The organism is Streptomyces sp. NPDC002853, from assembly GCF_053591915.1.
This window is the reverse complement of the sequence record NZ_JBSFUS010000001.1, coordinates 608210-633331: the sequence shown is the minus strand read 5'-3', so window position 1 is coordinate 633331 and position 25122 is coordinate 608210. Positions and strand designations below refer to the sequence as shown.

General features: G+C 71.6%; 19 protein-coding genes. 12 read left to right on the top strand and 7 right to left on the bottom strand.

All coding sequences use genetic code 11. The features are described 5' to 3' along the window. The first annotated feature begins 86 nt into the window (after positions 1–86). Together ACWD02_RS02815 and ACWD02_RS02810 are read left to right on the top strand one after the other, a co-directional pair. A complete protein-coding gene (locus tag ACWD02_RS02815; protein ID WP_451203737.1) occupies positions 87–1031 on the top strand; it encodes a DMT family transporter in 945 nt (314 codons plus the stop codon). Between the two features lie 51 nt (positions 1032–1082). Next, positions 1083–2003: a LysR family transcriptional regulator gene (locus ACWD02_RS02810; RefSeq protein WP_451203735.1), complete on the top strand. Its 921-nt coding sequence runs from the start codon at positions 1083–1085 to the stop codon at positions 2001–2003. 484 nt (positions 2004–2487) lie between these two features. Here ACWD02_RS02810 and pepN (ACWD02_RS02805) read toward each other — a convergent pair whose 3' ends face one another. Beyond that, positions 2488–5055, bottom strand: coding sequence for an aminopeptidase N (gene pepN / locus ACWD02_RS02805; RefSeq protein ID WP_451203733.1), 2568 nt, complete (start codon positions 5053–5055; stop codon positions 2488–2490). 227 nt (positions 5056–5282) lie between these two features. Here pepN (ACWD02_RS02805) and ACWD02_RS02800 point away from each other — a divergent pair, with 227 nt between their 5' ends. Both ACWD02_RS02800 and ACWD02_RS02795 read left to right on the top strand, forming a co-directional pair. After that, positions 5283–6527 carry a flavin-dependent oxidoreductase gene (locus ACWD02_RS02800; protein WP_451203731.1) on the top strand — a complete coding sequence of 415 codons (1245 nt, stop codon included), beginning with the start codon at positions 5283–5285 and terminating at the stop codon, positions 6525–6527. An 87-nt stretch (positions 6528–6614) separates the two neighbouring features. Further along, positions 6615–7121 (top strand): DUF1203 domain-containing protein, encoded by a 507-nt coding sequence (locus tag ACWD02_RS02795; protein WP_451203729.1) that lies wholly within the window; start codon positions 6615–6617, stop codon positions 7119–7121. Here ACWD02_RS02795 and ACWD02_RS02790 read toward each other — a convergent pair. Next, the gene (locus ACWD02_RS02790; protein WP_451203727.1) at positions 7072–7992 is read right to left on the bottom strand and encodes a LysR family transcriptional regulator; all 921 of its coding nucleotides are present in this window, start codon (positions 7990–7992) and stop codon (positions 7072–7074) included. The genes ACWD02_RS02795 and ACWD02_RS02790 overlap by 50 nt on opposite strands. A gap of 70 nt (positions 7993–8062) precedes the next feature. On the opposite strand from ACWD02_RS02790, the gene ACWD02_RS02785 reads away from it, so the two are divergent. Further along, positions 8063–9283 carry an MFS transporter gene (locus ACWD02_RS02785; protein ID WP_451203725.1) on the top strand — a complete coding sequence of 407 codons (1221 nt, stop codon included), beginning with the start codon at positions 8063–8065 and terminating at the stop codon, positions 9281–9283. On the opposite strand, the gene ACWD02_RS02780 is transcribed toward ACWD02_RS02785, so the two are convergent. Beyond that, positions 9273–10289, bottom strand: a complete 1017-nt coding sequence (locus ACWD02_RS02780) for an aspartate-semialdehyde dehydrogenase (protein WP_451203723.1) — start codon at positions 10287–10289, stop codon at positions 9273–9275. The two genes, ACWD02_RS02785 and ACWD02_RS02780, sit on opposite strands and share 11 nt — an antisense overlap. A gap of 184 nt (positions 10290–10473) precedes the next feature. On the opposite strand from ACWD02_RS02780, the gene ACWD02_RS02775 reads away from it, so the two are divergent. After that, positions 10474–11010 (top strand): sigma-70 family RNA polymerase sigma factor, encoded by a 537-nt coding sequence (locus ACWD02_RS02775; protein ID WP_451203721.1) that lies wholly within the window; start codon positions 10474–10476, stop codon positions 11008–11010. A 2-nt stretch (positions 11011–11012) separates the two neighbouring features. Continuing rightward, positions 11013–11798, top strand: coding sequence for a hypothetical protein (locus ACWD02_RS02770; RefSeq protein ID WP_451203719.1), 786 nt, complete (start codon positions 11013–11015; stop codon positions 11796–11798). A 75-nt stretch (positions 11799–11873) separates the two neighbouring features. On the opposite strand, the gene ACWD02_RS02765 is transcribed toward ACWD02_RS02770, so the two are convergent. Both ACWD02_RS02765 and ACWD02_RS02760 read right to left on the bottom strand, forming a co-directional pair. After that, positions 11874–15173 carry a S8 family serine peptidase gene (locus ACWD02_RS02765; protein WP_451203717.1) on the bottom strand — a complete coding sequence of 1100 codons (3300 nt, stop codon included), beginning with the start codon at positions 15171–15173 and terminating at the stop codon, positions 11874–11876. Positions 15174–15336: 163 nt separating this feature from the next. After that, a complete protein-coding gene (locus ACWD02_RS02760) occupies positions 15337–15882 on the bottom strand; it encodes a CGNR zinc finger domain-containing protein (protein ID WP_451203715.1) in 546 nt (181 codons plus the stop codon). Positions 15883–16008: 126 nt separating this feature from the next. On the opposite strand from ACWD02_RS02760, the gene ACWD02_RS02755 reads away from it, so the two are divergent. The 5 genes from ACWD02_RS02755 to ACWD02_RS02735 all read left to right on the top strand — a co-directional run bounded on the left by ACWD02_RS02755 (position 16009) and on the right by ACWD02_RS02735 (position 21266). Continuing rightward, positions 16009–16461 carry a VOC family protein gene (locus tag ACWD02_RS02755; RefSeq protein WP_451203713.1) on the top strand — a complete coding sequence of 151 codons (453 nt, stop codon included), beginning with the start codon at positions 16009–16011 and terminating at the stop codon, positions 16459–16461. 132 nt (positions 16462–16593) lie between these two features. Next, positions 16594–17487, top strand: a complete 894-nt coding sequence (locus ACWD02_RS02750; RefSeq protein ID WP_451203711.1) for a pyridoxamine 5'-phosphate oxidase family protein — start codon at positions 16594–16596, stop codon at positions 17485–17487. Between the two features lie 9 nt (positions 17488–17496). Next, positions 17497–17952: an NUDIX hydrolase gene (locus tag ACWD02_RS02745; RefSeq protein WP_451203709.1), complete on the top strand. Its 456-nt coding sequence runs from the start codon at positions 17497–17499 to the stop codon at positions 17950–17952. A gap of 247 nt (positions 17953–18199) precedes the next feature. Continuing rightward, on the top strand, positions 18200–19981 hold the full coding sequence (locus tag ACWD02_RS02740) for a TIGR03767 family metallophosphoesterase (RefSeq protein WP_451203707.1): 1782 nt from the start codon (positions 18200–18202) through the stop codon (positions 19979–19981). 136 nt (positions 19982–20117) lie between these two features. Continuing rightward, the gene (locus tag ACWD02_RS02735; RefSeq protein WP_451203705.1) at positions 20118–21266 is read left to right on the top strand and encodes a serine hydrolase domain-containing protein; all 1149 of its coding nucleotides are present in this window, start codon (positions 20118–20120) and stop codon (positions 21264–21266) included. 50 nt (positions 21267–21316) lie between these two features. Here the strand turns inward: ACWD02_RS02735 and ACWD02_RS02730 are convergent, their stop codons facing one another. Together ACWD02_RS02730 and pepN (ACWD02_RS02725) are read right to left on the bottom strand one after the other, a co-directional pair. Continuing rightward, the gene (locus ACWD02_RS02730; protein ID WP_451203703.1) at positions 21317–22372 is read right to left on the bottom strand and encodes a hypothetical protein; all 1056 of its coding nucleotides are present in this window, start codon (positions 22370–22372) and stop codon (positions 21317–21319) included. A gap of 172 nt (positions 22373–22544) precedes the next feature. Beyond that, a complete protein-coding gene (gene pepN / locus ACWD02_RS02725) occupies positions 22545–25121 on the bottom strand; it encodes an aminopeptidase N (protein WP_451203701.1) in 2577 nt (858 codons plus the stop codon). Position 25122 lies beyond the last annotated feature (1 nt).

Here is a 25122-nt window from a genome sequence, read left to right as displayed (position 1 = left end):
AACCAAGTGATCCCCGCCGGGTGGTGTGTACCCCGGCGGGGATCGTGCGTTCCCGGGATCACCGGGAGAGAGGCAAGGGATACCAAGTGACAGTCCTGGACCGGACGACTCCCCTCCACACCGCGTCGAGGCCGACGGCGGGCAAGGCGCGGCGGGCCTCGGGCCCCATCGGCCTCGGTCTCGCCCTCGCGGCGCTCGCCACCGTCGTCTGGTCGGGCAGCTTCGTCACCTCGCGTGCCCTCGCCGACAGCGTGCCGCCCGTCCAGCACGCGTTCTGGCGGTGGATCATCGCGATCGTGGCGGTGGCGCCCTTCGCGGCGCGCCAGGCGTGGCGGCAGCGGGCCGTGCTCCGGGCGCACCTCCGTTTCCTGCTCCTCGCCGCGCTCCTCGGCGTCACCATCTACAACACCCTGGTCAACCAGGCCGGCGTCACCACCACCGCGGGCAACATGGGCATGATCATGGCGGCGTCGCCGGTCCTGATGGCGGTGTACGAGCGCCTGGGCGGCGCGAAGCTCGGCGCGCGCCGGGTGACGGGCATGCTGATCGCCTGCGCCGGTGTCCTGGTCCTCGTCTCCGGGGGATCGCTCTCCATGGACTTCGCGGTGGGTGACCTGTGGGTGATCGCGGGGGCTCTGTCCTTCGGCTCGTACAGCGCGCTGCTCAAGCGGAAGCCCGCGGAGATCGGCGGACTCCCCTTCCTCTTCGCGACGTTCGTGCTCGGCGCGCTGATGCTGCTGCCGGTGTTCGTGGTCAGCTTCCTGGTCCAGGGCGGCTTCGAGCCGACCGTCGGCACGGTCTCCCCGCTCCTGTACGTGGGTGTCGTCTCGTCCGCGATCGCCTTCTTCGCCTGGAACAAGGCGATCTCGATCATCGGCGCCGCCCGCGCCGGGGTCATCTACTACCTCCAGCCGGTGTGCGTCGCCCTGCTCTCCTTCGCGGTGCTCGGCGAGGCGATGGGATGGCTGCAGGTGCTGTGCATGGGGCTGATCCTTGGCGGGGTCGTGCTTGGCGCGGCGCGCGCGAAGTAGGGGGTGCGACCGGTGGGATCAGCCCTCGTGACCAGTCGGTACGTTGACTCCATGAGCGAGTGGGACATCAAGAAGCTGCAGATCCTGCGTACGTTGAGCGAGCGGGGCACGGTCACCGCGACGGCGCGGACGCTGCAGATGACGCCGTCGGCGGTGTCGCAGCAGCTGTCCAACCTCGCCAGGCAACTGGGGGTGCCGCTCCTCGAGGCATACGGGCGGCGGGTACGTCTGACCGACGCCGCGCATCTCGTCCTGCGGCACGCGGAGGCGGTCTTCGCCCAACTGGAGCAGGCGGACGCGGAGTTGGCGGCGTACGCGCAGGGCGAGGCGGGGGAGGTGCGGGTCGGGGCCTTCTCGACGGCGGTGCCCGCGCTGGTCGTCCCCGCGGTGCGGGAGCTGCGGGCGGCGGCGCCGGGGATCTCGGTGCGGGTCCGTGAGGTGGAGGCGGCGGAGGCGTACGAGCTGCTTGCCGCGGGGGAGGTGGACGTGGCCCTCTCCTTGGCGGTGACGGCACCTGCGTCTCCTGACGCGGACACGCGCTTCACGCGGGAGTCACTGCTCGCCGATCCGCTGGACGTGGCGCTGCCGGGGGAACATCCGCTGGCGGCGGTGGAGGGGCTCAGGCTCGCGGATCTGGCCGGGGAGCCGTGGATCTTCGGGGGCAGCGGGCCCTGGTCGGAGATCACGCGGGCGGCGTGCGAGGGGGCCGGTTTCACGCCGGAGCAGGCACATTCCGCTTCCGGCTGGACGGCGATCCTCGCGATGGTGGAGGCGGGGATGGGGGTCGCCCTCGTCCCGCGGATGGCGGCGGTTCGCCGGGACGGCGTGGTGATGCGCTCCTTGTCCGCGGACCGGCCTCGCCGCCACGTCGTGGCGGCGGTTCGCCGCGGGGCGGCCGGCGGGGCGGCGGTCGGCAGGGTCTTGTCGGCGTTGCGGGGGGCGGTTCCCCTGCGGGGGGCTGGGGCGGAGTAGGGGGCTCGCCTGCGGGCCGGCGCCGCCCTTCCCGCGCTTCGCGCGGATCTTTCCCGCCCGCCCACCCGTTTGCCCGGCAGTGGACAGGGGGCCGGGTCTTTCGTCTGCGGGTCGGCGCCGTCCTTCCCGCGCTTCGCGCGGATCTTCCCCACCCGCCCACCCGATTGCCCGGCAGTGGATGGGGGCGATTGCCCGGTAGGGGTTGGCGCCGGTCTTTTGTCTGTGGGGTGCAGTGCCCCTTCCCGCGCTTCGCGCGGATGCTCCCCGCCCACCCACCCGTTCACCCCGCAGCTGCGGGGCAATCGGGTGGGTGGGCGGGAAAAAATCGCGCGAAGCGCGGAATGGGCGAATTCGGCCGGCAGGCGGACTCCCGGCGGTCGGGCGGTGGCGTCTCCCCCGGCCGGTATGCGGCTCCCGGCGGTGGCGTGCCCCCCCCCGGCCGGGGAGAACCGGGCCGGGGGCGATACCCCCGGCCCGGTGAGGGCTAGACGTCCGCCGCCTGGGCCCGCAGCGCGCGCTCCACGCCTGCCCGGGACTCCGTGATCAGGCGGTGCAGGGCCGCTGACGGGGACGCCGAGGAGAGCCATGCGTCCGTGGCGTCCAGCGTTGACTGGGAGATCTGCAGCGACGGGTAGAGGCCCACCGCGATCTGCTGGGCCATCTCGTGCGAACGGGAGTCCCACGCACCCTTGACCGCCGCGAAGAACTTCTCCGTGTACGGGGCGAGGAGTTCGCGCTGGTCCGTCTGGACGAAGCCGCCGATCACGGACTCCTGGATCGCGTTCGGGAGCTTGTCGGACTCGACGACGGAGGCCCACGCCTCCGCCTTCGCCTCCGGCGTGGGCCGCGCCGCCCGCGCCGAAGCCGCGTGCCGCTCGCCCGCGGCCGTCTTGTCGCGGTCGAGCTCCGCCGCGATCCCGGCCTCGTCCAGCCGGCCCGTCGCCGCGAGCCGGTGCACGAAGGCCCAGCGCAGCTCCGTGTCCACCGCGAGGCCCTCGATGGCCTGCTTGCCCGACACCAGCTCCTCGAGCAGCGTCAGCTGCTCATCCGTACGCGCCGCCGACGCGAACGCCCGCGCCCACGCCAGCTGGTGGTCGCTGCCAGGCGCCGCCGAGCGGAGGTGCGCGAGCGTCGCCTCCGTCCAACGGGCCAGCGCCTCGTCCCGCCGCGCCGGAGCCGCGTACAGCTCCAGGGCCAGCTTCACCTGACGGTGCAGGGACTGGACGACCCCGATGTCCGACTCCTTGGCGATGCCGGAGAGGACGAGGGAGAGGTACTCCCGCGTGGGGAGTTCCGCGTCCCGCGTCATGTCCCACGCCGACGCCCACGACAGGGCCCTGGGCAGCGACGCCTCGAAGTCACCGATGTGCTCCGTCACGAACGCGAGCGACTCCGCGTCCATGCGTACCTTCGCGTACGAGAGGTCGTCGTCGTTCAGGAGGATCACCGCCGGGCGCTTGCGGCCCACCAGCTCGTCCACCGCCGTCAGTTCGCCGTCCACGTCCAGCTCGACGCGGTCCGTGCGCAGCAGCTTGCCGCTCGCCTCGTCGAGGTCGTACAGGCCGATCGCGATCCGGTGGGGGCGGAGAGTCGGCTCGCCCTTCGCGCCCGCGGGGAGCGCCGGGGCCTCCTGCTTCACCGCGAACGACGTGATCTTGCCGGACGTGTCGACGTCCACCACCGGACGCAGGACGTTGATCCCGGCCGTTTCGAGCCACTTCTTCGACCACGTCTTCAGGTCGCGCCCGCTGGTCTCCTCAAGGGCGCCGAGCAGATCGGACAGACGCGTGTTCCCGAACGCGTGCGCCTTGAAGTACGCCTGCACGCCCCGGAAGAACTCGTCCATGCCGACGTACGCGACGAGCTGCTTCAGGACGCTCGCGCCCTTCGCGTACGTGATGCCGTCGAAGTTGACCAGGACGTCGTCGAGGTCACGGATGTCCGCCATGATCGGGTGCGTCGAGGGAAGCTGGTCCTGGCGGTACGCCCACGTCTTCATGGAGTTGGCGAACGTCGTCCAGGAGTGCGGCCAGCGCGAGTTCTCCGCGTACGCCTGGCAGGCGATGGACGTGTACGTGGCGAACGACTCGTTCAGCCACAGGTCGTTCCACCACTCCATCGTCACCAGGTCGCCGAACCACATGTGGGCCAGCTCGTGGAGGATGGTCTCCGCGCGCGTCTCGTACGCGGCGTCCGTCACCTTCGAACGGAACACGTACTGGTCGCGGATGGTCACCGCGCCCGCGTTCTCCATCGCGCCCGCGTTGAACTCCGGCACGAAGAGCTGGTCGTACTTCGCGAAGGGGTACGCGTAGTCGAACTTCTCCTGGAACCAGTCGAAGCCCTGCCGGGTGACCTCGAAGATCGCGTCCGAGTCGAGGAACTCGGCCAGCGAGGGACGGCAGTAGATGCCGAGCGGAACCGACTGGCCCCCAGGACCCTCGTACGAGCTGTGGACCGAGTGATACGGACCGACGATGAGCGCCGTGATGTACGTCGACATCCGCGGCGTGGGCTCGAAGACCCAGACGTCACCGCTGGGCTCGGGGGTCGGCGAATTCGAGATGACCGTCCAGCCGGACGGCGCCTTCACGGTGAACTGGAACGTGGCCTTGAGATCGGGCTGCTCGAACGAGGCGAAGACACGCCGCGCGTCCGGCACCTCGAACTGCGTGTAGAGGTAGGCCTGTTCGTCGACCGGGTCGACGAAACGGTGCAGGCCCTCGCCGGTGTTGGTGTAGTCGCAGTCGGCGACCACCTTGAGCTCGTTGGGCCCGGCCTCCAGGTGCTTCAGCGCGATGCGCGAGTCACGGAAGACGGCGGCGACGTCCAGCGAGTGGCCGTTCAGGACGACCTCGTGGACGGCGGGGGCCACCAGGTCGATGAACGTCTCGGCGCCCGCCTCCGCGGAGTCGAAGCGCACCGTGGTCACCGACCGGTAGGTGCCGCCCTCTTGCGCGCCGGAGAGGTCGAGGTCGATCTCGTACGAGTCAACGGTGAGCAGCTTCGCCCGCTGCTGCGCCTCTTCGCGGGTCAGATTGGTGCCGGGCACGCGGTCATCTCCTCAGGAACGTCAGGTACGACTTGTGGCGTTTCCGGCCATCCTTCCACGTGGGTCCGCGGACGTGACCGGGCATGGTCCATGGACCGCCACGCGGCATTGTTCGCGGGCCGGGGTGCCGCTAGCATCCGCGCGTCGACACACGCCCCGGGGGGAGCGTCCATGGGAAAACGACGGTCACCGCGATCCGCGCGATTACCCGGTGCGGGGTGCGCCGCATGATCGACGTACTTGTCGCGGGAGCGGGTATCGGCGGGCTCACCACCGCGCTCAGCCTGCACGCGGCGGGCATCGGGGTACGGGTCATCGACGCGGTGGACGCGCTGCGGCCCGTCGGCGTCGGCATCAACCTTCTGCCGCACGCGGTACGGGAGTTGACGGAGCTCGGCCTCGGCGCCGAGCTGGCGGCCACGGCCGTGCCGACCGCCGAGACGCTCCACTTCGACCGGCACGGCAACTACATCTGGGGCGAACCGCTCGGCCTCGCGCGCGGCCACCACTGGCCGCAGTACTCCCTGCACCGCGGGGCGCTGCAGCTCATCCTCCTCGACGCGGTGCGCGACCGCCTCGGCGAGAACGCCGTCCAGACCGGGATCGCCTTCGTGCGGTACGCGGAGCCGGAGGGGTCGGGGGCGCTGCGGGTGACCCTGCGGGACGTGCGGCGCGGGCGGGAGTTCGCGGTGCCGGTGCGGGCCCTGGTCGGCGCCGACGGCCTGTACTCGGCGGTGCGGGCCCGGCTGCATCCCGGGGAGGGGCCGCCGCTGTGGAACGGCATCCGGATGTGGCGGGGTGTCACCGAGTGGGATCCGGTGCTCGGCGGCCGTGCGATGGCGTTCGCGGGCAGCAACGCGACCGCGAAGCTCGTCGTCTACCCGATCTCGCGGGAGGCGGAGACGCGGGGGCGCGTGCTGCTCAACTGGGTGGCGGAGGTGCGTTTCCCGGTCCATCACCACGGGTCGCCCGGCCCCGTGGACTGGAACCGCTCGGGGCGTCTTTCGGACGTCCTGCCGCACTTCTCCGGGTGGCGGATCGGGGACCTGGACGTGCCCGCGCTGCTCGCGGCGACCGGGTCGACGGCGCGCATCCTCGAGTACCCGATGGTGGACCGTGACCCGCTGCCGTGGTGGGGGCGCGGATCCGTGACCCTGCTGGGCGACGCGGCTCACCCGATGTACCCGGTGGGGTCCAGCGGCGGTTCGGAGGCGGTGCTGGACGCGCGGGCGCTCGCGCGGTGCGTGGCCCTTGCCGGTGCGGACCGGGTGGCCGGGCTTCGCGCCTACGAGGCGGAGCGGTGGGGGCCCGCCAACGCGGTGGCGCTCGCCAACCGGGCGATGCCGGTGGACGAGGTCCTGCGGGCCGTCGCGGAGAGGGCGCCGGAGGGGTTCGCGCGGGTGGAGGACGTGCTGACGGGGGAGGAGTTGGCGGGGCTGGGGGAGGGGTACCGGCGGATGCGGGGGTGTTGACAGGGCGACCTCTCCTTCACGGGGCCGGGGAGCGCAACGTCCGAATCCCGCCAGCCCCCGCCCACCCCCACGCGCGACCCTCGACCCATGACCGCGACGACCTACGCCCCGCTCCCGATCGACCCCACCGCCCTCAAGGAACTCCGCACCTCCGACGACGCGGGCAACCCCTGCCGCCCCTACGTGGACCCGGAGGGCGGTGACCCCCTCCGCTGCTGCCTGCGTCCCGTCGCCCCCGGTGAACGCGTCGCCCTCGTCTCGTACGCGCCCCTGCGCCGCTGGGCCGAGCAGACCGGCGCCGCCCCCGGCGCCTACGACGAGCAAGGCCCCGTCTTCATCCACGCCGAGGAGTGCGAGGGCCCGGCGGCAGTCGGCGCCGAGTACCCCTTCGCCCGGCCCGGAGCCCTGCGCACCATCCGCCGCTACAACGCCGACGGCCGCATCGTCGGCGGCCGCCTGATGGAGATCCCGGACCCGGCGACGCAAGGCTTCGACGCCGCCTTCGCGGACGCCTTCGCCGACCCGGAGGTCGCCCTCGTGCACGTCAGGGCCGTGGAGTACGGCTGCTTCCACTTCGAGGTCCGCCGCCCCTAGGGTCCCCCAACGCCCGCGCGAACGCCCGCACCCGCTCCGTCTCCGCGTCCCCGCGCCACACCATCCCGAGGACGGAGTCCGGCACCCCCTCCACCGGCACGAACGTGACGTCACGCCGCCCGTGGTACTCCGCAGTGGGGCGGCACAACAGCATCGCCCCCCGTTCGGCCGCCACCAGGGTCAGCCCCTCCTGGAGGGTGCGCACCTCCGGCGCGGGCACCGTCGAAGGAGCCTGCGCCGCACGCCAGTACGCGGGTGCCGGGGCCGTCGCCGAGATCAGCGGGGTCCCGGACAGCTCGGCGGCGCACAGCGACGCGCGGCCCGCGAAGGGATGGCGTACCGACACGGCGACCGTCTGCTGCTGGCGGGAGAAGAGCGGGCCGAGCACCAGGTCGGGTTCCTCGACGGGCAGCAGCACGATCGCCGTGTCCACGTCCCCGTGCCGCACCGCCCCGAACGGATCCGCGAACGGCACCTCCACGATCTCCGTCACGCACCCCGGATGCCGCTCCTGGAAGTCGGTGATGGCCCGCATCAGCCGGGCGTCCGCCGTCCCCTGGAAGCCGATCCGAAGGCGCCCGGAGACCCCCCGCGCCGACTCCCGCGCCGCGTCGACCGTGGCGCTCAACGCCTCGTATGCCGGGCGTAGTTCGGCGAGAAAGCGCTCACCGGCCGGGGTCAGCCGCACCCGTCGGCTCGACCGCTCCACGAGCCGGGTCCCGATCCGCCGCTCCAGGTCCCTCAGGAGCTGGCTGACGCGGCTCTGCGAGACGTAGAGCCGCTCGCCCGCGCGGCCGAAGTGCAGTTCGTCGGCGAGCGCGATGAAGCACTCCAGCTCCCGTATCTCCAGCACCGGTGTCCCCTCATCCATGAGCCCCGCTCATTCAAGGATGAGATCTTCGCCGTTGTTCCCGACAGGGCCCCGGCGAAGGCTTGACCTCATGAAAGCCACCTCGGTTCCACGCTCCCTGCCTCTCCCCGTCCTCACCGTCGCCGCCACCACCTTCTCCGTCGTCACCACGGAGATGCTGCCGGTCGGCCTCCTCACCTCGCTCTCCTCGGGGCTCGGCGTGTCCGACGGGACCGCGGGCCTGACCGTCACGCTGCCCGGCGTGGTCGCGGCGCTCGCCGCCCTGCTGCTGCCCGTCGCCGTGCGGCGCGCCGACCGGCGTACGGTGCTGTGCGTCCTGATGATCCTGCTCGCCGCCGCCAATCTCCTCTCCGCGCTCGCGCCCGCCTTCGGCGTGCTGCTCGCCGCGCGGGTCCTCGTGGGGGTCTGCATCGGAGGCGTGTGGGCGATCGCCGCCGGGCTGGGCCCGCGGCTCGTGCGCGAGGAGGCCGCGGGACGGGCCACCACAGTGATCTTCAGCGGGATCGCCGTGGCGTCCGTGCTGGGCGTCCCCGCAGGTACGTTCCTCGGTGAACTCGCGGGCTGGCGCTGGGCGTTCGCCGTGATGGGCGCGTTCGCGCTCGCGGTCGCCGGGCTGCTCGCCGCCGTGCTTCCCGCACTGCCCGCGTCTGCGGCCGTACGACTGGGCACGTTCCCCGGGCTGCTGCGGAACGCGCGGCTGCGGGCGGGGCTCCTGGTGGTGCTGCTCCTGGTGACCGGGCACTTCGCCGCGTACACCTACGTACGACCCGTCCTGGAGCGGGTGCCCGGCCTCGGCGCCGGGCTGATCAGCGGGCTGCTCCTCGTCTACGGGGTCGCGGGCATCGCCGGCAACTTCGCGGGCGGCGCGCTCGCGGCCCGCGACCCGCGCCGGGCGCTGCTCGCCATCTCCGCGGGACTCGCCGCCGTGGTCCTGCTGCTCGGGCCCGCGGGCGGCTCGCTCCTCGTGTCGGTGGCGCTGCTCGTCGGGTGGGGCCTGGCCTACGGCGGGGTCTCCGTCTCCGCCCAGCAGTGGGTCCTGGCCGCCGCGCCCCGCGCCCGCGAGGCGGCGTCGGCCCTCTTCGCCGGGGTGTTCAACGCGGCGATCGCCCTGGGCGCGCTGACCGGCGGCCTGGTCGCGGACGGCCTCGGGACCACGGACGTGCTGTGGCTCGGGGGCGGACTCGCGGCGCTCGCGCTGCTCGTCGTGGCGTACGCGAAGGGGGCGGGCACCGACCGGATGTCAGTGCCCGCCCCCGACGGCGTACGTACCGGGAAGCGCGTCAGCCCTTGAGCTCGGCCGCCACCAGCTCCGCGATCTGCACCGCGTTCAGCGCGGCGCCCTTGCGGAGGTTGTCGTCGGAGATGAAGAAGGCGAGGCCGTTCTCCACCGTCTCGTCGTTCCGGATGCGGCCCACGAACGCGTCGTCCTTGCCCGCGGCGACCAGCGGGGTCGGGACGTCGGTGAGGACGACGCCTTCGGCCTTCGCGAGGATCTCGGCGGCGCGCTCGGGGCTCAGCGGACGCTCGAAGCGGGCGTTGACCTGGAGGGAGTGTCCGGTGAAGACCGGCACGCGGACGCAGGTGCCGGAGACCTTGAGGTCCGGGACCTCGAGGATCTTGCGGGATTCGTTGCGGAGCTTCTGCTCCTCGTCGGTCTCGTTCAGGCCGTCGTCGACGATGGAGCCGGCCATCGGCAGGACGTTGTACGCGATCGGCGCCACGTACTTGTTCGGCGCCGGGAACTCGGTGGCCGAGCCGTCGTGCGTGAGCTTGGGGCCGTCGTCACCGACCTTCTTGACCTGGTCGAACAGCTCGTCGACACCGGCGAGACCCGAGCCGGACACGGCCTGGTAGGTCGCCACGACGAGCGCGGTGAGCCCGGCCTCCAGGTGCAGCGGCTTCAGGACCGGCATCGCGGCCATCGTCGTGCAGTTCGGGTTGGCGATGATGCCCTTGGGGCGGTTCGCGATCGCGTGCGGGTTGACCTCGGAGACGACGAGGGGGACCTCGGGGTCCATCCGCCAGGCCGAGGAGTTGTCGATCACTACGGGGCCCTGCGAGGCGACCTTCTCGGCCAGCGCCTTGGAGGTGGCGCCGCCCGCCGAGAACAGGACGATGTCGAGGCCGCTGTAGTCGGCCGTGGAGGCGTCCTCGACCGTGACACCGTCGAGCTGCGAACCGGCCGAGCGGGCCGAGGCGAACAGACGCAGCTCGTCCACCGGGAAGTCCCGCTCGACGAGGATCTTGCGCATGACCGTGCCGACCTGACCGGTGGCTCCGACGATTCCGACCTTCACAGGGACTTCCTCCGTATGTGCATGGGCATAGGCATTGGCCTGTGCGTTCCATCATGCGTCTGTCCACGGCCGCCTTGTCCAATCCATTGTCCGGAGTTCGGGATGTCACATTCCCGTGGCCCCCGCGTCGAACGTTTCGGCCGCTCCCGGCGTCCTAGGGGAAACGCGGGGACGGGAGGGTGTCTTGCTGCGCGGAAAAACGCGACGGGACCGGCGGGACCATACAGATCGGCCTGATCCGCTCGACGCGGCCCAGGAGGACCGGGTGCGGGCGGTGCTCGCGCTCGGCGGTGTGCCGCACGCGGATCTGCCCGACGGGGTCCAGCAGGTCAGGCTCAAGCTCCTGGAGCGGGCGGCGGACGGGCGGGACGCGCCGCGTGACGTGTCCGCGTGGGCGGCGGTGGTCGCCTCGAACCTCGCCATGGACTGGCACCGGGCGCGCCGCAGGCAGGAGCGGCTCGGTGAGCGGCTCGCCGTGCTGTGGCGGGAGGCGACGGACGAGGACGGGGCGGAGTCACGGGCGCTCTCGATGGCCGTGACCCAGGGCCTGGACGCGCTGCCCGACACCCAGCGGCAGGTCGTCGTGCTGCGTTTCTACGCCGATCTGCCGGTCCGGGCGATAGCGGATGAACTGGGCATCCCGGAGGGCACGGTCAAGAGCAGGCTGCATACGGCGGTACGGGTCCTGCGGACGCGGCTGCACGAGGGCGAGGTGGTGTGAGGGTGTCCCAGGACGACCACGAGGAGCGCGGCATGTACGACGCGCTGATGCTCGCTCTCACGGACGAGCCCCTGCCCGAGGCCGCGCGCCAGGACCCGGAGCTCGCGGCGGAGCACGCCGCGGCCGTGGCGGACGTCGCACTGCTCCGGGAGCACATCGGGGTGGCCGGCCGCGCGCTCGCGGCTCCCGCACCGGAACCGGAGCCGGACCGGCCGGCGGCGGTACGCCCCGCGGGCGTCCGACGGCGGCGCGTCACGATGGCGCTGGGCCTCGCCGCGGCCACGGCGGCCGTCTCGCTGGTGGGCGGGGCCGCCTGGCTCGCGATCGAGAGCGGGGGCGGCCTCAGCAAGAGCGCCGACTCCGACGCGGCGAAGGGGGCGGCGCCGGAGGCCGGGGACGACGACGGGGCGGGGAGCGCGGACGGGGACGGGGGCGGCAACGCGGACCAGAAGTCCGGGGCCTACGTGCCCTGCGCCCGGCTCATCGTCGAGGGCACGGTGGAACGGGTCGAGCCGGTGCCCGGCGGTGTCCAGGAGCGGATCGTCCTGGACGTGACCCGCTACTACAAGCCGAGCCGGGGGGCCGGGCAGATCACCTTCGTGATGGACGTGAACGTGGACCCGCGCCTGCGGCCCGGCGACCGGACTCTGATCGGCATCCCGAAGGGGGAGGCGTCGCCGGACATCTGGTCCAACAAGAAGGCGGACATCGCCACCGACCGGGCGTGGATCGAGCGCGAACTGCGCCAGGAGAAAGACCAGGGGAAGGGCAAGGAGACGACGTGCTGAGCGGGAGCCGAACACGCACGTCGGCCGGGCCGGATACCTCCGGCCCGGCCGACGTTCTCGGCAGGAAGGGGACCGCTACGGGGTGACCTTCTCGATCAGCACGCTGCCGGTGCCCGCCACCGTGCCGCGCCCGTTCAGGAGGGACACCTCGCCGAACAGCTGACGCCCCTCGGCCGCGGGTGCGTCCGCCGCGACCTCGGCGGAGACCTGCGCCGAGGCGCCGTTCGCCAGCTTCACCGGCGCCGACTCGTCGACCTTCACCGAGCCGAGCGCGCCCGAGAAGAAGACGTCACGGTAGTCGTACGCGGTGGTGCCGGACGGGATCGAGTAGCCGGCCACCTCGATCTCGTACGTGCCCGCCGCGGGCTTGTTGATGCTGACCGACTCCTCGGAGTCGCCGTCCGCCGACGAACCGACGACCGCCCCGTCCTTGGAGACCGACAGGTCGAGGTCGGCGGCGGTGTCCGCGGGCGAGCCGATGGCGACGTCGAGCCGCTCCGCGCCCTCGGGCACGACCACGGTCGTCGTCTGCGTCTCACCCTGCTTGATCGACGGCTTGGCCGCCTTCGCGGAGCCGAGCGGGCCGCCCTTCAACTTGCCGTCCACCGCGGCGAAGTCGTTGGTGACCTTCCAGGAGACGGGCGCCGGAGTACCGACCTTCGCCTCCGGAACCGTCTGCACGGCGGGGTCGAAGGCGACACCCAGCGTGGAGACGTCCAGCTTGTAGGGGTTGTCCAGGAGCGGGGACGTCCTGCGCGACTCGACCTCGATCTCCCACACGCCCGGCTGCGGCTCGGGGTACGAACGCAGGTCGGGGCGGCAGGTGTTGGCCGGGTTGTCGTAGTTGGCGTAGCACGTCAGCGACGACGTCGAGTCTACCGGGACGCCGTACGGGTGCACCGCGATGAACCGCGTCTGGCTCTTGTCCTTCAGGCCGCCGAGCGCCACCTCCAGGGACTTGGCGCCCTTGGGGACCGTCACGAAGTACGACTCGGTGCTGTTGCGCTGCACGGAGTCGGACGCCGAGAAGGTGTACGCGGGCTTGGCGAGCGGCTTCGAGACGACGACCGTCGACATGATCTGCTGGTCGATGCCCTCGGCGCGCTCGTCGTCGACGGTCAGGATCGCGCTGTGCAGACCGGCGGACTTGGCCTTCGCCTGCACCTTGACGGTGACCGGCTTGTTCAGGGGCAGCGTCACCGCGCCCTTGCCGAGCAGCTTGAAGGTGCCCTCGTGGTTGTTGACGAGGTCGAGCTCGTGGCGGACACCGCGGTCCGGGCCCGAGGTGCGGGTGATCGTGACGTCGTACGTCCGCTTCTGGCCGGTCTTCAGACCGCCCTCGCGGTCGTAGATGCCGGTGCCGGGCTTCTTGAGCTCCTGCTCCAGAGCGGTGTCGACCGGGGCACTCACCGTGTACGTGTGCGCCTTCGCGTCGTCCTCGATGGCGTTCCAGGCGTCGACCACGTTGATCAGGCCGGTGCCCTGCGCGTACGCCTGCTCGCCGCTGATGCGGTCCGCGGTGGAGGTGAGGGCGGTGCGCAGCTTCGCCGGGGTGAGGTCGACCTTCTCCCGCTTCGCGGCGGAGAGCAGCAGCGCGGACGCGCCCGCGGCCTGCGGGGACGCCATCGACGTACCCTGCAACATCGAGTAACCGGCGGGCAGTTGGTAGCCGGCCTCGGCGACCGGGGAGCCCGGCAGCCAGGTCTGCGTGGTGTTGATGGCCGAGCCGGGCGCCGAGATGATCGGCGCGAAGCCGCCGTCCTCACGCGGGCCGCGCGAGGAGAACGGCATCATCGCGTACTTCTTCTCCACGGCGGAGCCGTAGTTGGCGGCCCAGGTCTCCTTGGAGATGGCAGCGCCGACGGAGATGACCTTGTCCGCGAGGCTGGGGTCGCCGATGGTGTTCGCGCCGGGGCCCGAGTTGCCCGCGGAGATCACCAGCTGCACGCCGTAGGTGTCGATGAGGCGCGTGTAGAGCGCGGCGCGCGCGTTGTTGCCGTCGTTCAGCGCGGGGAGGCCGCCGATCGACATGTTCACGATGTCGACGCCGCGCTTCGTCACGAGGTCGATCATGCCCTCGGTGAGCGCGACGTTCGTGCAGCCGCCGCTCCAGGTGCAGGCGCGCGAGGAGACCAGCTTGGCGCCGGGCGCCGCGCCGTTCATCTTGCCGCCGAACAGGCCGTTGGCCGCGGTGATGCCCGCGACGTGCGTGCCGTGCTCGGACTCGATGACGCCGATGTTGACGAAGTCGGCCTTCTTGCCGACCCAGTCGCCGCCGTACGGGTCGGTCGGGACGTCCTTGCGGATCTCGACGACGAAGGGGACGCGCTCGACGACGTCGGTCGCCGGGTCGTCCTTGCCGAAGTAGGCGACCTGGTGGCCGTCCTTGTACGGCTTCATCGTCTCGTCGTCGGTGAAGTCGTTGTTGTCGTTCAGGTCGACCCGCACGGTGCCGGCGGCCGGGTCGTACAGGACGCCCCAGCTGTCGGTGGTGTCGCCGTCGCGGTTGATGTCGCCCTTGGCGTCGCCGCCGGTGGTGGCCGACTCGCGGAAGCGGTTGACCTGGAAGGTGCCCGCGGGGGCCTTCCACGTCTCGCTGTCCCAGGTGAAGACGGGGCCCGTGACGGGGTTGGTCATCCGGCGCCAGGTGCCGTCGGCGTCCACGATCGGGTCGGTCGCGGTCACCCAGTCGGTGATCTTCCGCTCGCCCGTGGTGGTCTTCTGGAGCGCCGGGTGGCCGAGGTCGACGCCGGAGTCCAGGATGCCGATGGTGGTGCCGCGGCCGTCCGCCTTCGGGTGCTTCTTCACGAAGTCGACGGCGCCCGTCTCGGAGGACGGGTTGTACGGGTTCTTCGCCGGGGTGTTCCTGCCGGGCCCGGCGTACGTCCCCTCGGCCGCCTTCTTCGCGCCCTTGGCGCGGTCCGCGGCGGGTGTCGGGTCGTCCAGTTCGATCTCGTGCCGCAGGTCGATGCCCTGCACGGACGACAGCTTGCCCGCCGCCTCGATGGCGGCCTCGGCCTTGCCGGTGGGCACGGTGGCGCGTACGTAGCCGAGCTTGTCGTACGTCCGGCCGACGGAGCCGCCCTTGACGGCGTCGAGCTGGTCGGCGACCTGCTCGGTGGCGCCCGGCGCGGTGGCGACCATCATCGTGACGGTCTTCTCGCCCTCCGCCTGCGCTTCGGCGAGGAGGTCGGCGTCGGCCGAACCCAGCTTCTTCGCGGCGGACTTGGGGGTGGTCTGGCCCCCGGGATCGCCGGGGCCCCCGTCGGCCGCGAGGGCCATGGGTATGGGCCCGGCGGCGGAGAGCGCGGCGGTCAGGCCGACGGCTATCGCGAGACGGGTCGTGCGTCTAGCACTGGATCTGTGCATCAGCATCCCTGTACGTAAAGGTCGAAAAGGTCCGGAATCCGGAACCGGATGACCGCTCAGCTTTACGTAAGTGACAGCTGTTTGGGGAGAGTTGTCGGGCCACGATCGTCGCGTGACGCAATCCCGCCATGCGCCATCGGCGACATAGCGGGTGATTTTCCCCGGGACCCTAGGCCTCGCGGCCGCGCGCGTAGTGGCGCGAGGCCTTCGCCCGGTTGCCGCAGGCGGCCATGGAGCACCAGCGGCGCGTGCCGTTCCGTGACGTGTCGAAGAAGTGCAGGATGCACGCGTCGTGGGCGCAGGGCCTGATCCGGTCCGGCGCGGTGGCCAGCAGCGTCAGATAGTCCCGTGCCGCCAGCCAGGCGGCGCCCCAGGCCTGGTCCTTGAACTCGGGCTCCTCGCCAGGGCCTTCGGCGGACAGGGTCGCCCGGATCCGGCCGTGCCCGAGGATCTTGTTGACGCGGGTGATCCCCGCGGCGGCGTCCGGTCCGTCCACGACGGCGGAGATCGCGTCGCGCGCCCGCACCACGTTCCGCAGTGTGGCCTCGTCCGCGCCGAACCGGTCGAGTCCGTTGGCCCCGAGCCAGAGGGCAAGTCCCTCGGTGTCGGTCAGCAGGTCCTGGCGTGCGCCGTCCGCCATCCACCGGGTGTTGAGCAGGTCGAGGGAGAGCGGCTCGCCGACGAGCGGGCGGGGGTCGCGGGGCGTGGCGGTCATGGTGACTCCCTTCGAAGCTAACCAGTAAAGGGTACGTGACCGGTTGACGCTTCCGAGTCTAACCACTAACGTCACACTCAACGGTTAGCCCGCGTGGGGCGGGCCACCGTCGACAAGGGGAGAGTCATGACCGCGACCAGCACGCTGCGCACCGGCCACGTCGGTCTGAACGTCACGGACATCGAGCGCTCGCTCGCCTTCTACCGCGACGTCATCGGCTACGGCGTGCTCGGCGAGGGCAAGGAGGAGGGCCGCAGGTACGCCTTCCTGGGGCAGGACGGAACCCTCGCGCTCACGCTCTGGCAGCAGGCCGACGCGGCGTACGCGGCGGGAAATGCCGGGCTGCACCACCTGGCGATCGAGGTCGAGACCGCCGACCAGGTCCGCGAGCACGAGCGGGCCCTGCGTGCGTACGGCGTGGAGTTCGCCTACGAGGGAGTCGTGCCGCACGGCGAGGGCGCCGCGTCCGGCGGCATCTTCTTCCACGACCCGGACGGCACCCGCCTGGAGATTTTTTCCGGCGTGGGCGCCTCGGGGTCGGCTCCGGTGGCGGATGCGCCTACCTGCGGGTTCTTCTAGGACCTGACCCGCCCGCTGCGCGGCGGAGTGTGGTCGTCTGCGGGCTGTCCCCGGCTGGTCGCGCAGTTCCCCGCGCCCCTTCGGGCGTCGTTCCCCCCGTGCCCCTTCGAGCGCTCACCCGGCAGGAGTGTCATGACCCCGAACGCCCCCTATCACCAGGGCTCCCGCGCCGTTCAGGACCTCGTCGGCGTGCGGGAACTGGCCGACCACGTGGGCCGGTCCATAGGTGACGGCATCCGGCCCGTCGCCGCCGCCTTTCTGGAGCTGCAGCCCATGCTGGTGATCGGCGGGGCGGACCCGGCGGGCGCCGTGTGGGCCTCGCTGCTCACCGGCGCCCCCGGGTTCGTGCGGGCCACGGGACCGCGGCAGATGTCGATCGCGGGCGGCCCCGGCGCCGCCGACCCGCTCGCGGCGGCCCTCACCCTGGAAGCAACCCCCGTGGGCACCATCGCCCTCGACCCGCGCACCCGGCGCCGCATGCGCCTGAACGGCCGGGCCCGCCCGACGGCGCGCGGCCTGGCGATCGAGGCCGACCAGGTCTTCTCGAACTGCCCCAAGTACCTCCAGAAGCGGGAGCCGTTGCCCGGCAGGCGCGCGGCCGGACCCGAAGCTCCCACCCGAGGCGCGGCACTCACCCCGGAGCAGCGCGCCCTCGTCGCCGCCGCCGACACCTTCTTCATCGCCAGCGTCCACCCGCACGGCGCCGACGCCAGCCACCGCGGCGGCAACCCCGGCTTCGTCCGAGTCCTCTCGCCCACCGAACTCACCTGGCGGGACTATCCCGGCAACGCCATGTTCCTGACCCTCGGCAACCTCACCGCCGACCCCCGCGCCGGCCTCCTCTTCCTCGACTGGACGACCGGCACCACGCTCCAGCTCACGGGCACGGCCCGCACCACCCACGCCGACGACGGGTCCCGCACGCTCCGCTTCACCCTCACCGAGGCGGTGGAGACCCTCGGCGCGAGCCCCTGGAGCTGGACCACTCCGGAGTACTCCCCTGCCAATCCCACCCAAGGGGACTAGCGTCACTCTGTGCACAAAGAGCTCCGGGTGGCGGCCTACGCCGTATGCGTGCAGGACGGGCAGCTGCTCCTCGCTCGCTGGGTGGCGGGCGACGGCAGCAAGCGCTGGACGCTGCCCGGCGGCGGGATGGACCACGGGGAGGACCCGTACGACACGGTGATCCGCGAGGCCGACGAGGAGACGGGGTACGTCATCGAGCCCCGCGCACTGCTCGGCGTCGACTCGCTGCGCCGCCGCTACCCCCGCAAGCTCGGAGCCGTCGCCGACTTCCACGGCCTGCGGATCGTCTACGAGGCGCGGATCACCGGCGGCGAGCTGCGCCACGAGCAGGACGGCTCCACCGATCTCGCGGCCTGGCACGCGCTCGACGCCGTCGCCGGTCTCGACCGGGTCGGCCTCGTCGACATCGGGCTCGACCTGTGGCGGACCCGGCCCGCCGACGGACACCTGGCGGCGCCCTCCTGAGACTCCGCAGCGCCTCCCCTTCCCCGGAAGATGAACGTGGAGTGACCGCCTCCTCTCGCCCCGGAGAGGGGTGCGTGACCGCGGAGGGTGCCCGCTGATCCACGTACGGTGATCGGCGTTGCCCGTTGCGGTCTCGTTAACGTGCAGGTCATCCCCGATGCCAACGATCCAGTACGAGCGGGAAATTCGCCTGGTGCGCAGCTCCCGCGACCACTGCCGACGCGTTCGCAACCGGGGAGACCGCGCCATGTCGCGCACACGCACCGTGGCCACCGCCGCCCAGACCGCCGCCCACAACGCCCTGTCCGCCGTGGACCGCCGGGCCTTCCTGGCGACCACCGGAGCCGTCTCCCTCTCCGCGGGCATCGGCTACGCCCTGCGGCCCGGCACCAGCCATGCCGCCCCCAGCAGACCCGCCCCCGTCGCACTCTCCCGGCAGGCGCCCGCCGCACCCCTGGCGCCCTACCGGGGCGGCACCACCCTGGGCGCCGTCGCCACGCCCCGCGGCGTCTCCGGCTACCGGCGGCTCGGCGACGGCCCCGCCTGGGACCGTGTGGTCCGCGGTGATCTGGCCGCCGCCAAGAACGGCCGCGAGGGCCGGCGCACCCCGCTCGCCGCGTTCGTCCAGTTCACCGACCTGCACCTGGTCGACGTACAGCATCCGCTGCGGTACGAGTATCTGCGCGCCCAGACGGCGAGCGCCTGGCGCCCCCAGGAGGCCCTCTCGGTGGCCGGCGCGGTCGCGCTCGTCGAGCGGGTCAACGCGCTGCGCGGCGCGCCCGCCACCGGATCGCCGCTGCACTGCGTGGTCACGACGGGCGACAACACCGACAACAACTCCCGCTCCGAACTCGACTGGTTCCTCAAGACCATGAGCGGCGGACGCATCAACCCCAACACCGGTGACCCGCGCCGCTACGAGGGCGTCCAGGACAGCGGCCTGAAGCTGTACTGGCACCCGGACGACGACCTCCGCGACTCCGACAAGGCCCTCGGCTTCCCGCGCGTCGACGGCTTCCTCGAAGCCGCGCTCCGCGAGGTCAACAGCCCCGGCCTCGGGCTCCCTTGGTACTCGACCGTCGGCAACCACGACGCGCTGCCCGGCGGCTGCTGGGGCCCCGGCGACTCGTACTTCTCCGAATTCGCCGTCGGCGGGCGGAAGTTGATGTCGCTCGACGAGCCGCGCGGCGCCGCCCTGTGGAAGGCCGTCAAGAAGGGCCGCGACCCCAAGGGCGCGCAGTTCAAGGAGCTCCTGAAGAGCGAGGCGCGCCGGATGCGCTCGGTCACCCCGGACGAGAGCCGCGCGCCCTTCACCCCAGCCGAGTACGTCAAGGCCCATCTCGACCCGGCGTACAAGGGCCACGGTCCCGCCGGGCACGGTTACACGCAGGAGAACCTCGACGCGGGAACGCAGTACTACTCCTTCCGCATCAGCGACGACGTACTCGGCATCAGCCTGGACTCGACGGACCCCGGCGGCCATTACGAAGGCTCGCTCGGCACATCGCAGATGGACTGGCTCGAACGTGAGTTGAAGGCGAACGAGGAGAAGGACGGCGGCGGGTCGTACGTCATCGTCTTCAGCCACCACACCAGCCGGACCATGCGCAATCTGCGCCAGGACCCGGCGCGCCCGCGCGAGGGCAGGCACGGCGGCGACGAGATCATCGCCCTGCTCGCCCGCCACCGTTCCGTCCTGGCCTGGGTCAACGGACATAGCCACAAGAACGACATCACGGCGCGCCAGACCCCGGACGGCTCCTTCTGGGAGATCTCCACGGCCTCGCACATCGATTTCCCGCAGCTGGCCCGCGTCGTGGAGCTGAGCGACAACCACGACGGCACGATCTCCCTCTTCACCACCCTCATCGAGTCGTCGGCCCCGCACCGCACGGATTACGCCGACCTCTCCCAGACCGGCCTCGCCGCGCTCTACCGCGAGCTGTCCTTCAACGCCCCTGGTGCCAAGCCCGCACTGGGCGGCGACCCGGGCGACCGGAACACGGAACTCATCCTCAAGAAGGGCTGAAACCAGCTCAACCCGCGTGCGTCGGTCAACCTCCCCACCCGGCCCGCGAGTCCCTCCGGCCGTCCGAACGGCTTGATCAGAGCCGTGAACAGATGGGGGAGACATGTCAGCAGCACGCAGGAGAGGGCTTACGGGCGTGGCAGCGGGGGTGGCCATGGCCGTCGCCGCGGGGGCGTTCGCGGCACCCGCCCTCGCCGGGGCGCCCGGCAGCGGGCAGCACGGCGGCGGCCACGGCGACCGGCACCGGGCGACGCAGAAGGCGATGGAAGCGGCGGTCAACGAGACCGCCCCCGGCGTGACCGCGCAGGTCGGGGACAAGCACGGGACCTGGGACTCGGCCGCGGGCATCGGCGACCTCCGACGGCAGAGCCCGCGCGGCGCCCACGACCGCTACCGCGTGGGCAGCATCACCAAGACCTTCGTGTCGACGGTGCTGCTCCAGTTGGAGGCCGAGGGGGAGCTGAGCCTCGACGACAAGGTGGGCCGGTGGCTGCCGGGCGTGGTCGAGGGCAACGGCCACGACGGCGACACCATCACGGTGCGTCAACTGCTCAACCACACGAGCGGCATCTACGACGTCCTGACCGACCCCGGCTACCAGGAGAAGATGTTCACCGAGAAGTTCCTGGCGCACCGCTACGACACCTGGACCCCCGGACAGCAGGTCGCCATCGCCATGCGCCACGAGCCGGACTTCGACCCCGGCGAGGGCTGGAACTACTCCAACACCAACTACATCCTCGCCGGCATGATCATCAAGAAGGTGACCGGGAAGTCGTACGCGCACGAGATCAAGCGCCGCATCATCGAGCCGCTCGGCCTGGACGCCACCAGCGTGCCGAAGACGGACTCCTCGATGCCGGAACCCAGTTCGCGGGCGTACATGAAGCTGTCGAAGGCCCCGGACGCCAGGTTCCACGACGTGACGGAGCTCAATCCGACCATGGCGGGGTCGTCGGGCGGGATGATCTCCGACGCGGACGACCTGAACCGCTTCTACACGGCCCTGCTGCGCGGCAGGCTGCTGCCGAAGAAGCAGCTCGCCGAGATGAAGACGACCGTTCCGCGGGACGAGAACGATCCCGACGGCGACGGGTACGGGCTCGGCCTGGTGAGCCGTGAGACTCCCTGCGGCACCGTGCTCTGGGGCAACGGGGGCGACATCCAGGGCTCGACGTCGATGACGCTGGTGACCGAAGGCGGCGGTCACGCGCTCTCGGCGAACTTCAACAGCCTGGACGGGGACCTGTTCGCGATCCGTGACGCGGAGTTCTGCGGCAAGTGACGTGGCCGGCGGGGCCCGGCGTGCGGGTCCCGCCCCCCCTGCTGCGGCGGCTATCGCGGCAGCACGACCACATACGCCGCCGGGTCACGATCACCTGACGCCATCAACGCGGTCCGTACGACGGTCGCCTGCTGCTCCAGCGACTCACGCAGCTTCTTCGGCGTCAGGTGCACGACGGTGATGCCGAGCCGCTCCAAGTGCTCGCGCTTGCGGGCGTATTCGGACCACAGGGCGTCGTCGTCCTGCCGGAACCCCTGCCGGGGCGCCCGCGTGTCCAGTTCGACGGCGACGGCCAGATCCGGCCAATAGGCGTCGACGCCCCCGAGGTGTGGTCCGCCGGGCAATCGCAGGTCCACGTTCCACAGCGGATCGGGCAGGGCGTGCTCAGTCACCATCTGGTACAGCCGGTCCTCTGCGATGGCCCGGCCCTCGGCGAGGAGCGAGTCCACCGCGTCCACGACGTGCGGCCGGGTGAGCAGCTTCGCCTGGTTCAACTCCCGGACGACGGCCGCCGGTTCGCAGTGCCCGCCGCGCACCGCCTCGGTGAGCAGTCTGCGCACGGCGGCCGCCTCGGTGAGTCCCGCCACGGCGTCGGCGAGCGCGCGCGGCACCGGGGCCACCGGAACTCCGCCGATCTGTACGGCGGTCGGCAGGGCCGGGGTCCGCACGAGGCGGGTGAAGCCGGTGGAGCGCAGCCGCCGGGTGCGCGGGATCAGGACGTCGATGCGGTCCAGGGAGAGCAGCGGGGGAGCCGACGAGAAGCGGTGCAGGGCGAGCGCCGCGAGCCCGGTGATCAGGGCGTCGGCGTACGGGGCGTGGGGCTCGCCGGCGCCGGGCTGGGCGGGCACCGTCCTGGCGGCCTTGGCCGGCGGCCGCCCGGCGAACAACAGGGCGCCGTGCAGACGCTCTTCACTGGTCGGCGGGCCCGGGTGCAACAGGCAGACCCCCGGGAGCAGTTGCTGCCAAGGGCCTTCCGGGCGGCAGTGGGCGGCGACATCGGCGGGGGAGATGCCGTGGGCGCGGAGCTGGGCGGTGCTCATCACGCGGCGCTGGACGTCGGCGAGGTGACGGAGGGGGCGGGGGGAGAGCGGGGTGTTGTGGTTCATGACCGGGCCATTCCCGCTGCTGATCCGCCCCCTAACCGCTGTTACACGCCCGTCGACATAACCGGACAACCCCGCACTAAAGTCCAGACGTTCGACTGCCGAAAAGGTCCGTTTGTGTTTGGTACGTTCCGGTGCGCCGCCCGCCCCGCGGCGGGCGGCGCACCGGGTCGGCCTAGGAAGCGGCAGCCGCGTCGCAGCCCTGTGCCCGCAGCGACCGCGCCAGATCGTCCCGGGCCTCCAGCACGAGCCGCCGCAGGGCGGGCGCGGCCGACTCGTGCGACGCGAGCCACAGATCCGTCGCGTCCAGCGTCCCCTGATCGTCCTGGAGGTGCGGGAAGAGACCCCGCACCACGTCCATCCCGATCTGGATGGACCGCTCGGCCCACACCCGCTCGATCGCCGCGAAGTACCGGGGCGCGTACGGAGCGGTCAGCTCCCGCTGCGAGGACTGCGCGAAGCCCGAGATCGTCGCCCCCGCCAGCGCGTTCGACAGGGAGTCGGACTCCACCACGGAGGCCCACGCCTGCGCCTTGACCGCCTCGGAGGGCCGCGCCGCCAGGCAGCGCACCTGATGCCGCTTGCCCGAAGCCGTGTCGTCCCGGACCAGCTCGGCGGCGAGCACCCGCTCGTCGGCGACGCCGTGCGCGGCCAGCGGGCCGAGGAAGGACCAGCGCAGCTCCTGGTCGACGTCCAGGCCGTCGATCTTCGCCGTCCCTTCGAGGAGGCCCTGCAGCAGCTGGAGATCGGCCGCGGACGAGGCCACCGCGGCGAAGAACCTCGCCCACGTCAGCTGGTTCTGGCTTCCGGGCTCCGCGATCCGCAGCTCCCGAAGCGCGCCCTCGGCGAGCGCGCGCCCGCCCTCCTCGCGCCACTCGGGGGCCGCGTAGAAGGTGAGGGCCGAGTCCGCCCAGGTGTGCAGCATCTGCAGCACCCCGATGTCGCTCTCGCGCCCCGCGAACCGCAGCACGAGGCCGATGAAGTCCCGCGCGGGCATCAGCGCGTCCCGCGTGAGGTTCCACAGCGCGGACCAGCACAGTGCGCGCGCGAGCGGGTCGGTGATGTCACCCAGGTGCGCCCGCAGCGTGTCGAGGGAGTTCTCGTCGAAGCGGATCTTGCAGTACGTCAGGTCGTCGTCGTTGACCAGGACGAGGTCCGGGGCCTCCTCGCCGGCCAGCTCGGAGACCACCGTGCGCGGTCCCTCGACGTCGAGCTCCGCGCGTGCGTACCGCGTCAGCTCGCCCTCGGGCGTGCGGCGGTACAGGCCCACCGCCACGCGGTGCGGACGCAGTTCGGGGTGCGACTCGGCGGCCTCCTGGAGCACGGAGAGCTCGGTGATCCGGCCCTCCGCGTTCAGGATCACCTGCGGGGTGAGGGAGTTGACCCCCGCCGTCTGCAGCCAGGACTGCGACCAGGACGCCATGTCGCGCCCCGAGGTCTCCTCCAGGACCGAGAGCAGGTCACCGAGCCGGGTGTTCCCGTACGCGTGCCGCTTGAAGTAGCGCCGGGCGCCTTCGAGGAACGCGTCACGTCCGGCGTAGGCCACGAGCTGCTTCAGGACGCTGGCGCCCTTGGCGTACGTGATCCCGTCGAAGTTCAGCTTGGCGTCCTCCAGGTCACGGATGTCGGCCGTGACCGGGTGCGTGGAGGGCAGCTGGTCGGCGCGGTAGGCCCACGCCTTGCGGTTGTTGGCGAAGGTGATCCAGCCGTTGGTGAAGCGCGTCGCCTCGGTCATCGAGAAGGCGCCCATGAAGTCGGCGAAGGACTCCTTGAGCCACAGGTCGTCCCACCAGCGCATGGTGACCAGGTCGCCGAACCACATGTGCGCCATCTCGTGCAGGATGACGTTGGCCCGGCGCTCGTACGACGCCTGGGTCACCTTGCCGCGGAAGATGAACTCCTCGCGGAAGGTCACGAGGCCGGGGTTCTCCATCGCGCCCAGGTTGTACTCCGGGACGAAGGCCTGGTCGTACTTGCCGAAGGGGTAGGGGTAGTCGAAGTTGTCGTGGAAGAAGTCGAGGCCCTGCTTGGTGACCAGGAAGACGTCGTCCGCGTCGAAGTGCTTCGCCAGGCCCTTCCTGCACATCGCGCCGAGCGGGACGTGCAGCGTCGTGCCGTCGTCGAAGGTGCGGCTGTAGGAGTCCGTCACGTAGTGATAGGGACCCGCCACGACCGCCGTGATGTACGTCGAGATCGGCTTCGTCTCGGCGAACTTCCATACGCCGTCGACCGGTTCACCGGCGCCGTTCGACCAGACGTTCCATCCCTCTGGTGCCTGCACCTCGAAACGGAAGGGCGCCTTCAGGTCGGGCTGCTCGAAGTTGGCGAAGACGCGGCGCGAGTCCGCGGGCTCGTACTGCGTGTAGAGGTAGACCTCGCCGTCCTCCGGGTCGACGAAGCGGTGCATGCCCTCGCCGGTGCGGCTGTAGGCGCACTGGGCGTCCACCACCAGCTCGTTCTCCGCGGCCAGGTCCTCCAGCGTGATCCGGGTGCCGTCGAAGACCTCTGACGGGTCCAGATCCTTGCCGTTCAGGGAGAGTGCCGTGACGCTCGGGGCGATCAGGTCGGCGAAGCTCGTGGCGCCGGGGTCGGCGCAGCGGAAGCGCAGGGTGGTGACGGAGCGGAACGTGCGCGGCTCCTGGTCGCTCTCGCCGATCGCGGAGCGCAGGTCGAGAAAGACCTCGTACCCGTCGACGGACAACAGCGCGGCCCTCTCCTGGGCCTCGTCGCGGGAAAGATTCTCACCGGGCACG

Coding starts and splice junctions, on each gene's coding strand:
- ACWD02_RS02750 (WP_451203711.1), top strand. CDS start 16,594: ATGACCCCGAACGCCCCCTATCACCAGGGCTCCCGCGCCGTTCAGGAC.
- ACWD02_RS02740 (WP_451203707.1), top strand. CDS start 18,200: ATGTCGCGCACACGCACCGTGGCCACCGCCGCCCAGACCGCCGCCCAC.
- ACWD02_RS02795 (WP_451203729.1), top strand. CDS start 6,615: ATGACCGCGACGACCTACGCCCCGCTCCCGATCGACCCCACCGCCCTC.
- ACWD02_RS02810 (WP_451203735.1), top strand. CDS start 1,083: ATGAGCGAGTGGGACATCAAGAAGCTGCAGATCCTGCGTACGTTGAGC.
- ACWD02_RS02785 (WP_451203725.1), top strand. CDS start 8,063: ATGAAAGCCACCTCGGTTCCACGCTCCCTGCCTCTCCCCGTCCTCACC.
- ACWD02_RS02790 (WP_451203727.1), bottom strand. CDS start 7,992: ATGGATGAGGGGACACCGGTGCTGGAGATACGGGAGCTGGAGTGCTTC.
- ACWD02_RS02755 (WP_451203713.1), top strand. CDS start 16,009: ATGACCGCGACCAGCACGCTGCGCACCGGCCACGTCGGTCTGAACGTC.
- ACWD02_RS02760 (WP_451203715.1), bottom strand. CDS start 15,882: ATGACCGCCACGCCCCGCGACCCCCGCCCGCTCGTCGGCGAGCCGCTC.
- ACWD02_RS02765 (WP_451203717.1), bottom strand. CDS start 15,173: ATGCTGATGCACAGATCCAGTGCTAGACGCACGACCCGTCTCGCGATA.
- ACWD02_RS02730 (WP_451203703.1), bottom strand. CDS start 22,372: ATGAACCACAACACCCCGCTCTCCCCCCGCCCCCTCCGTCACCTCGCC.
- ACWD02_RS02800 (WP_451203731.1), top strand. CDS start 5,283: ATGATCGACGTACTTGTCGCGGGAGCGGGTATCGGCGGGCTCACCACC.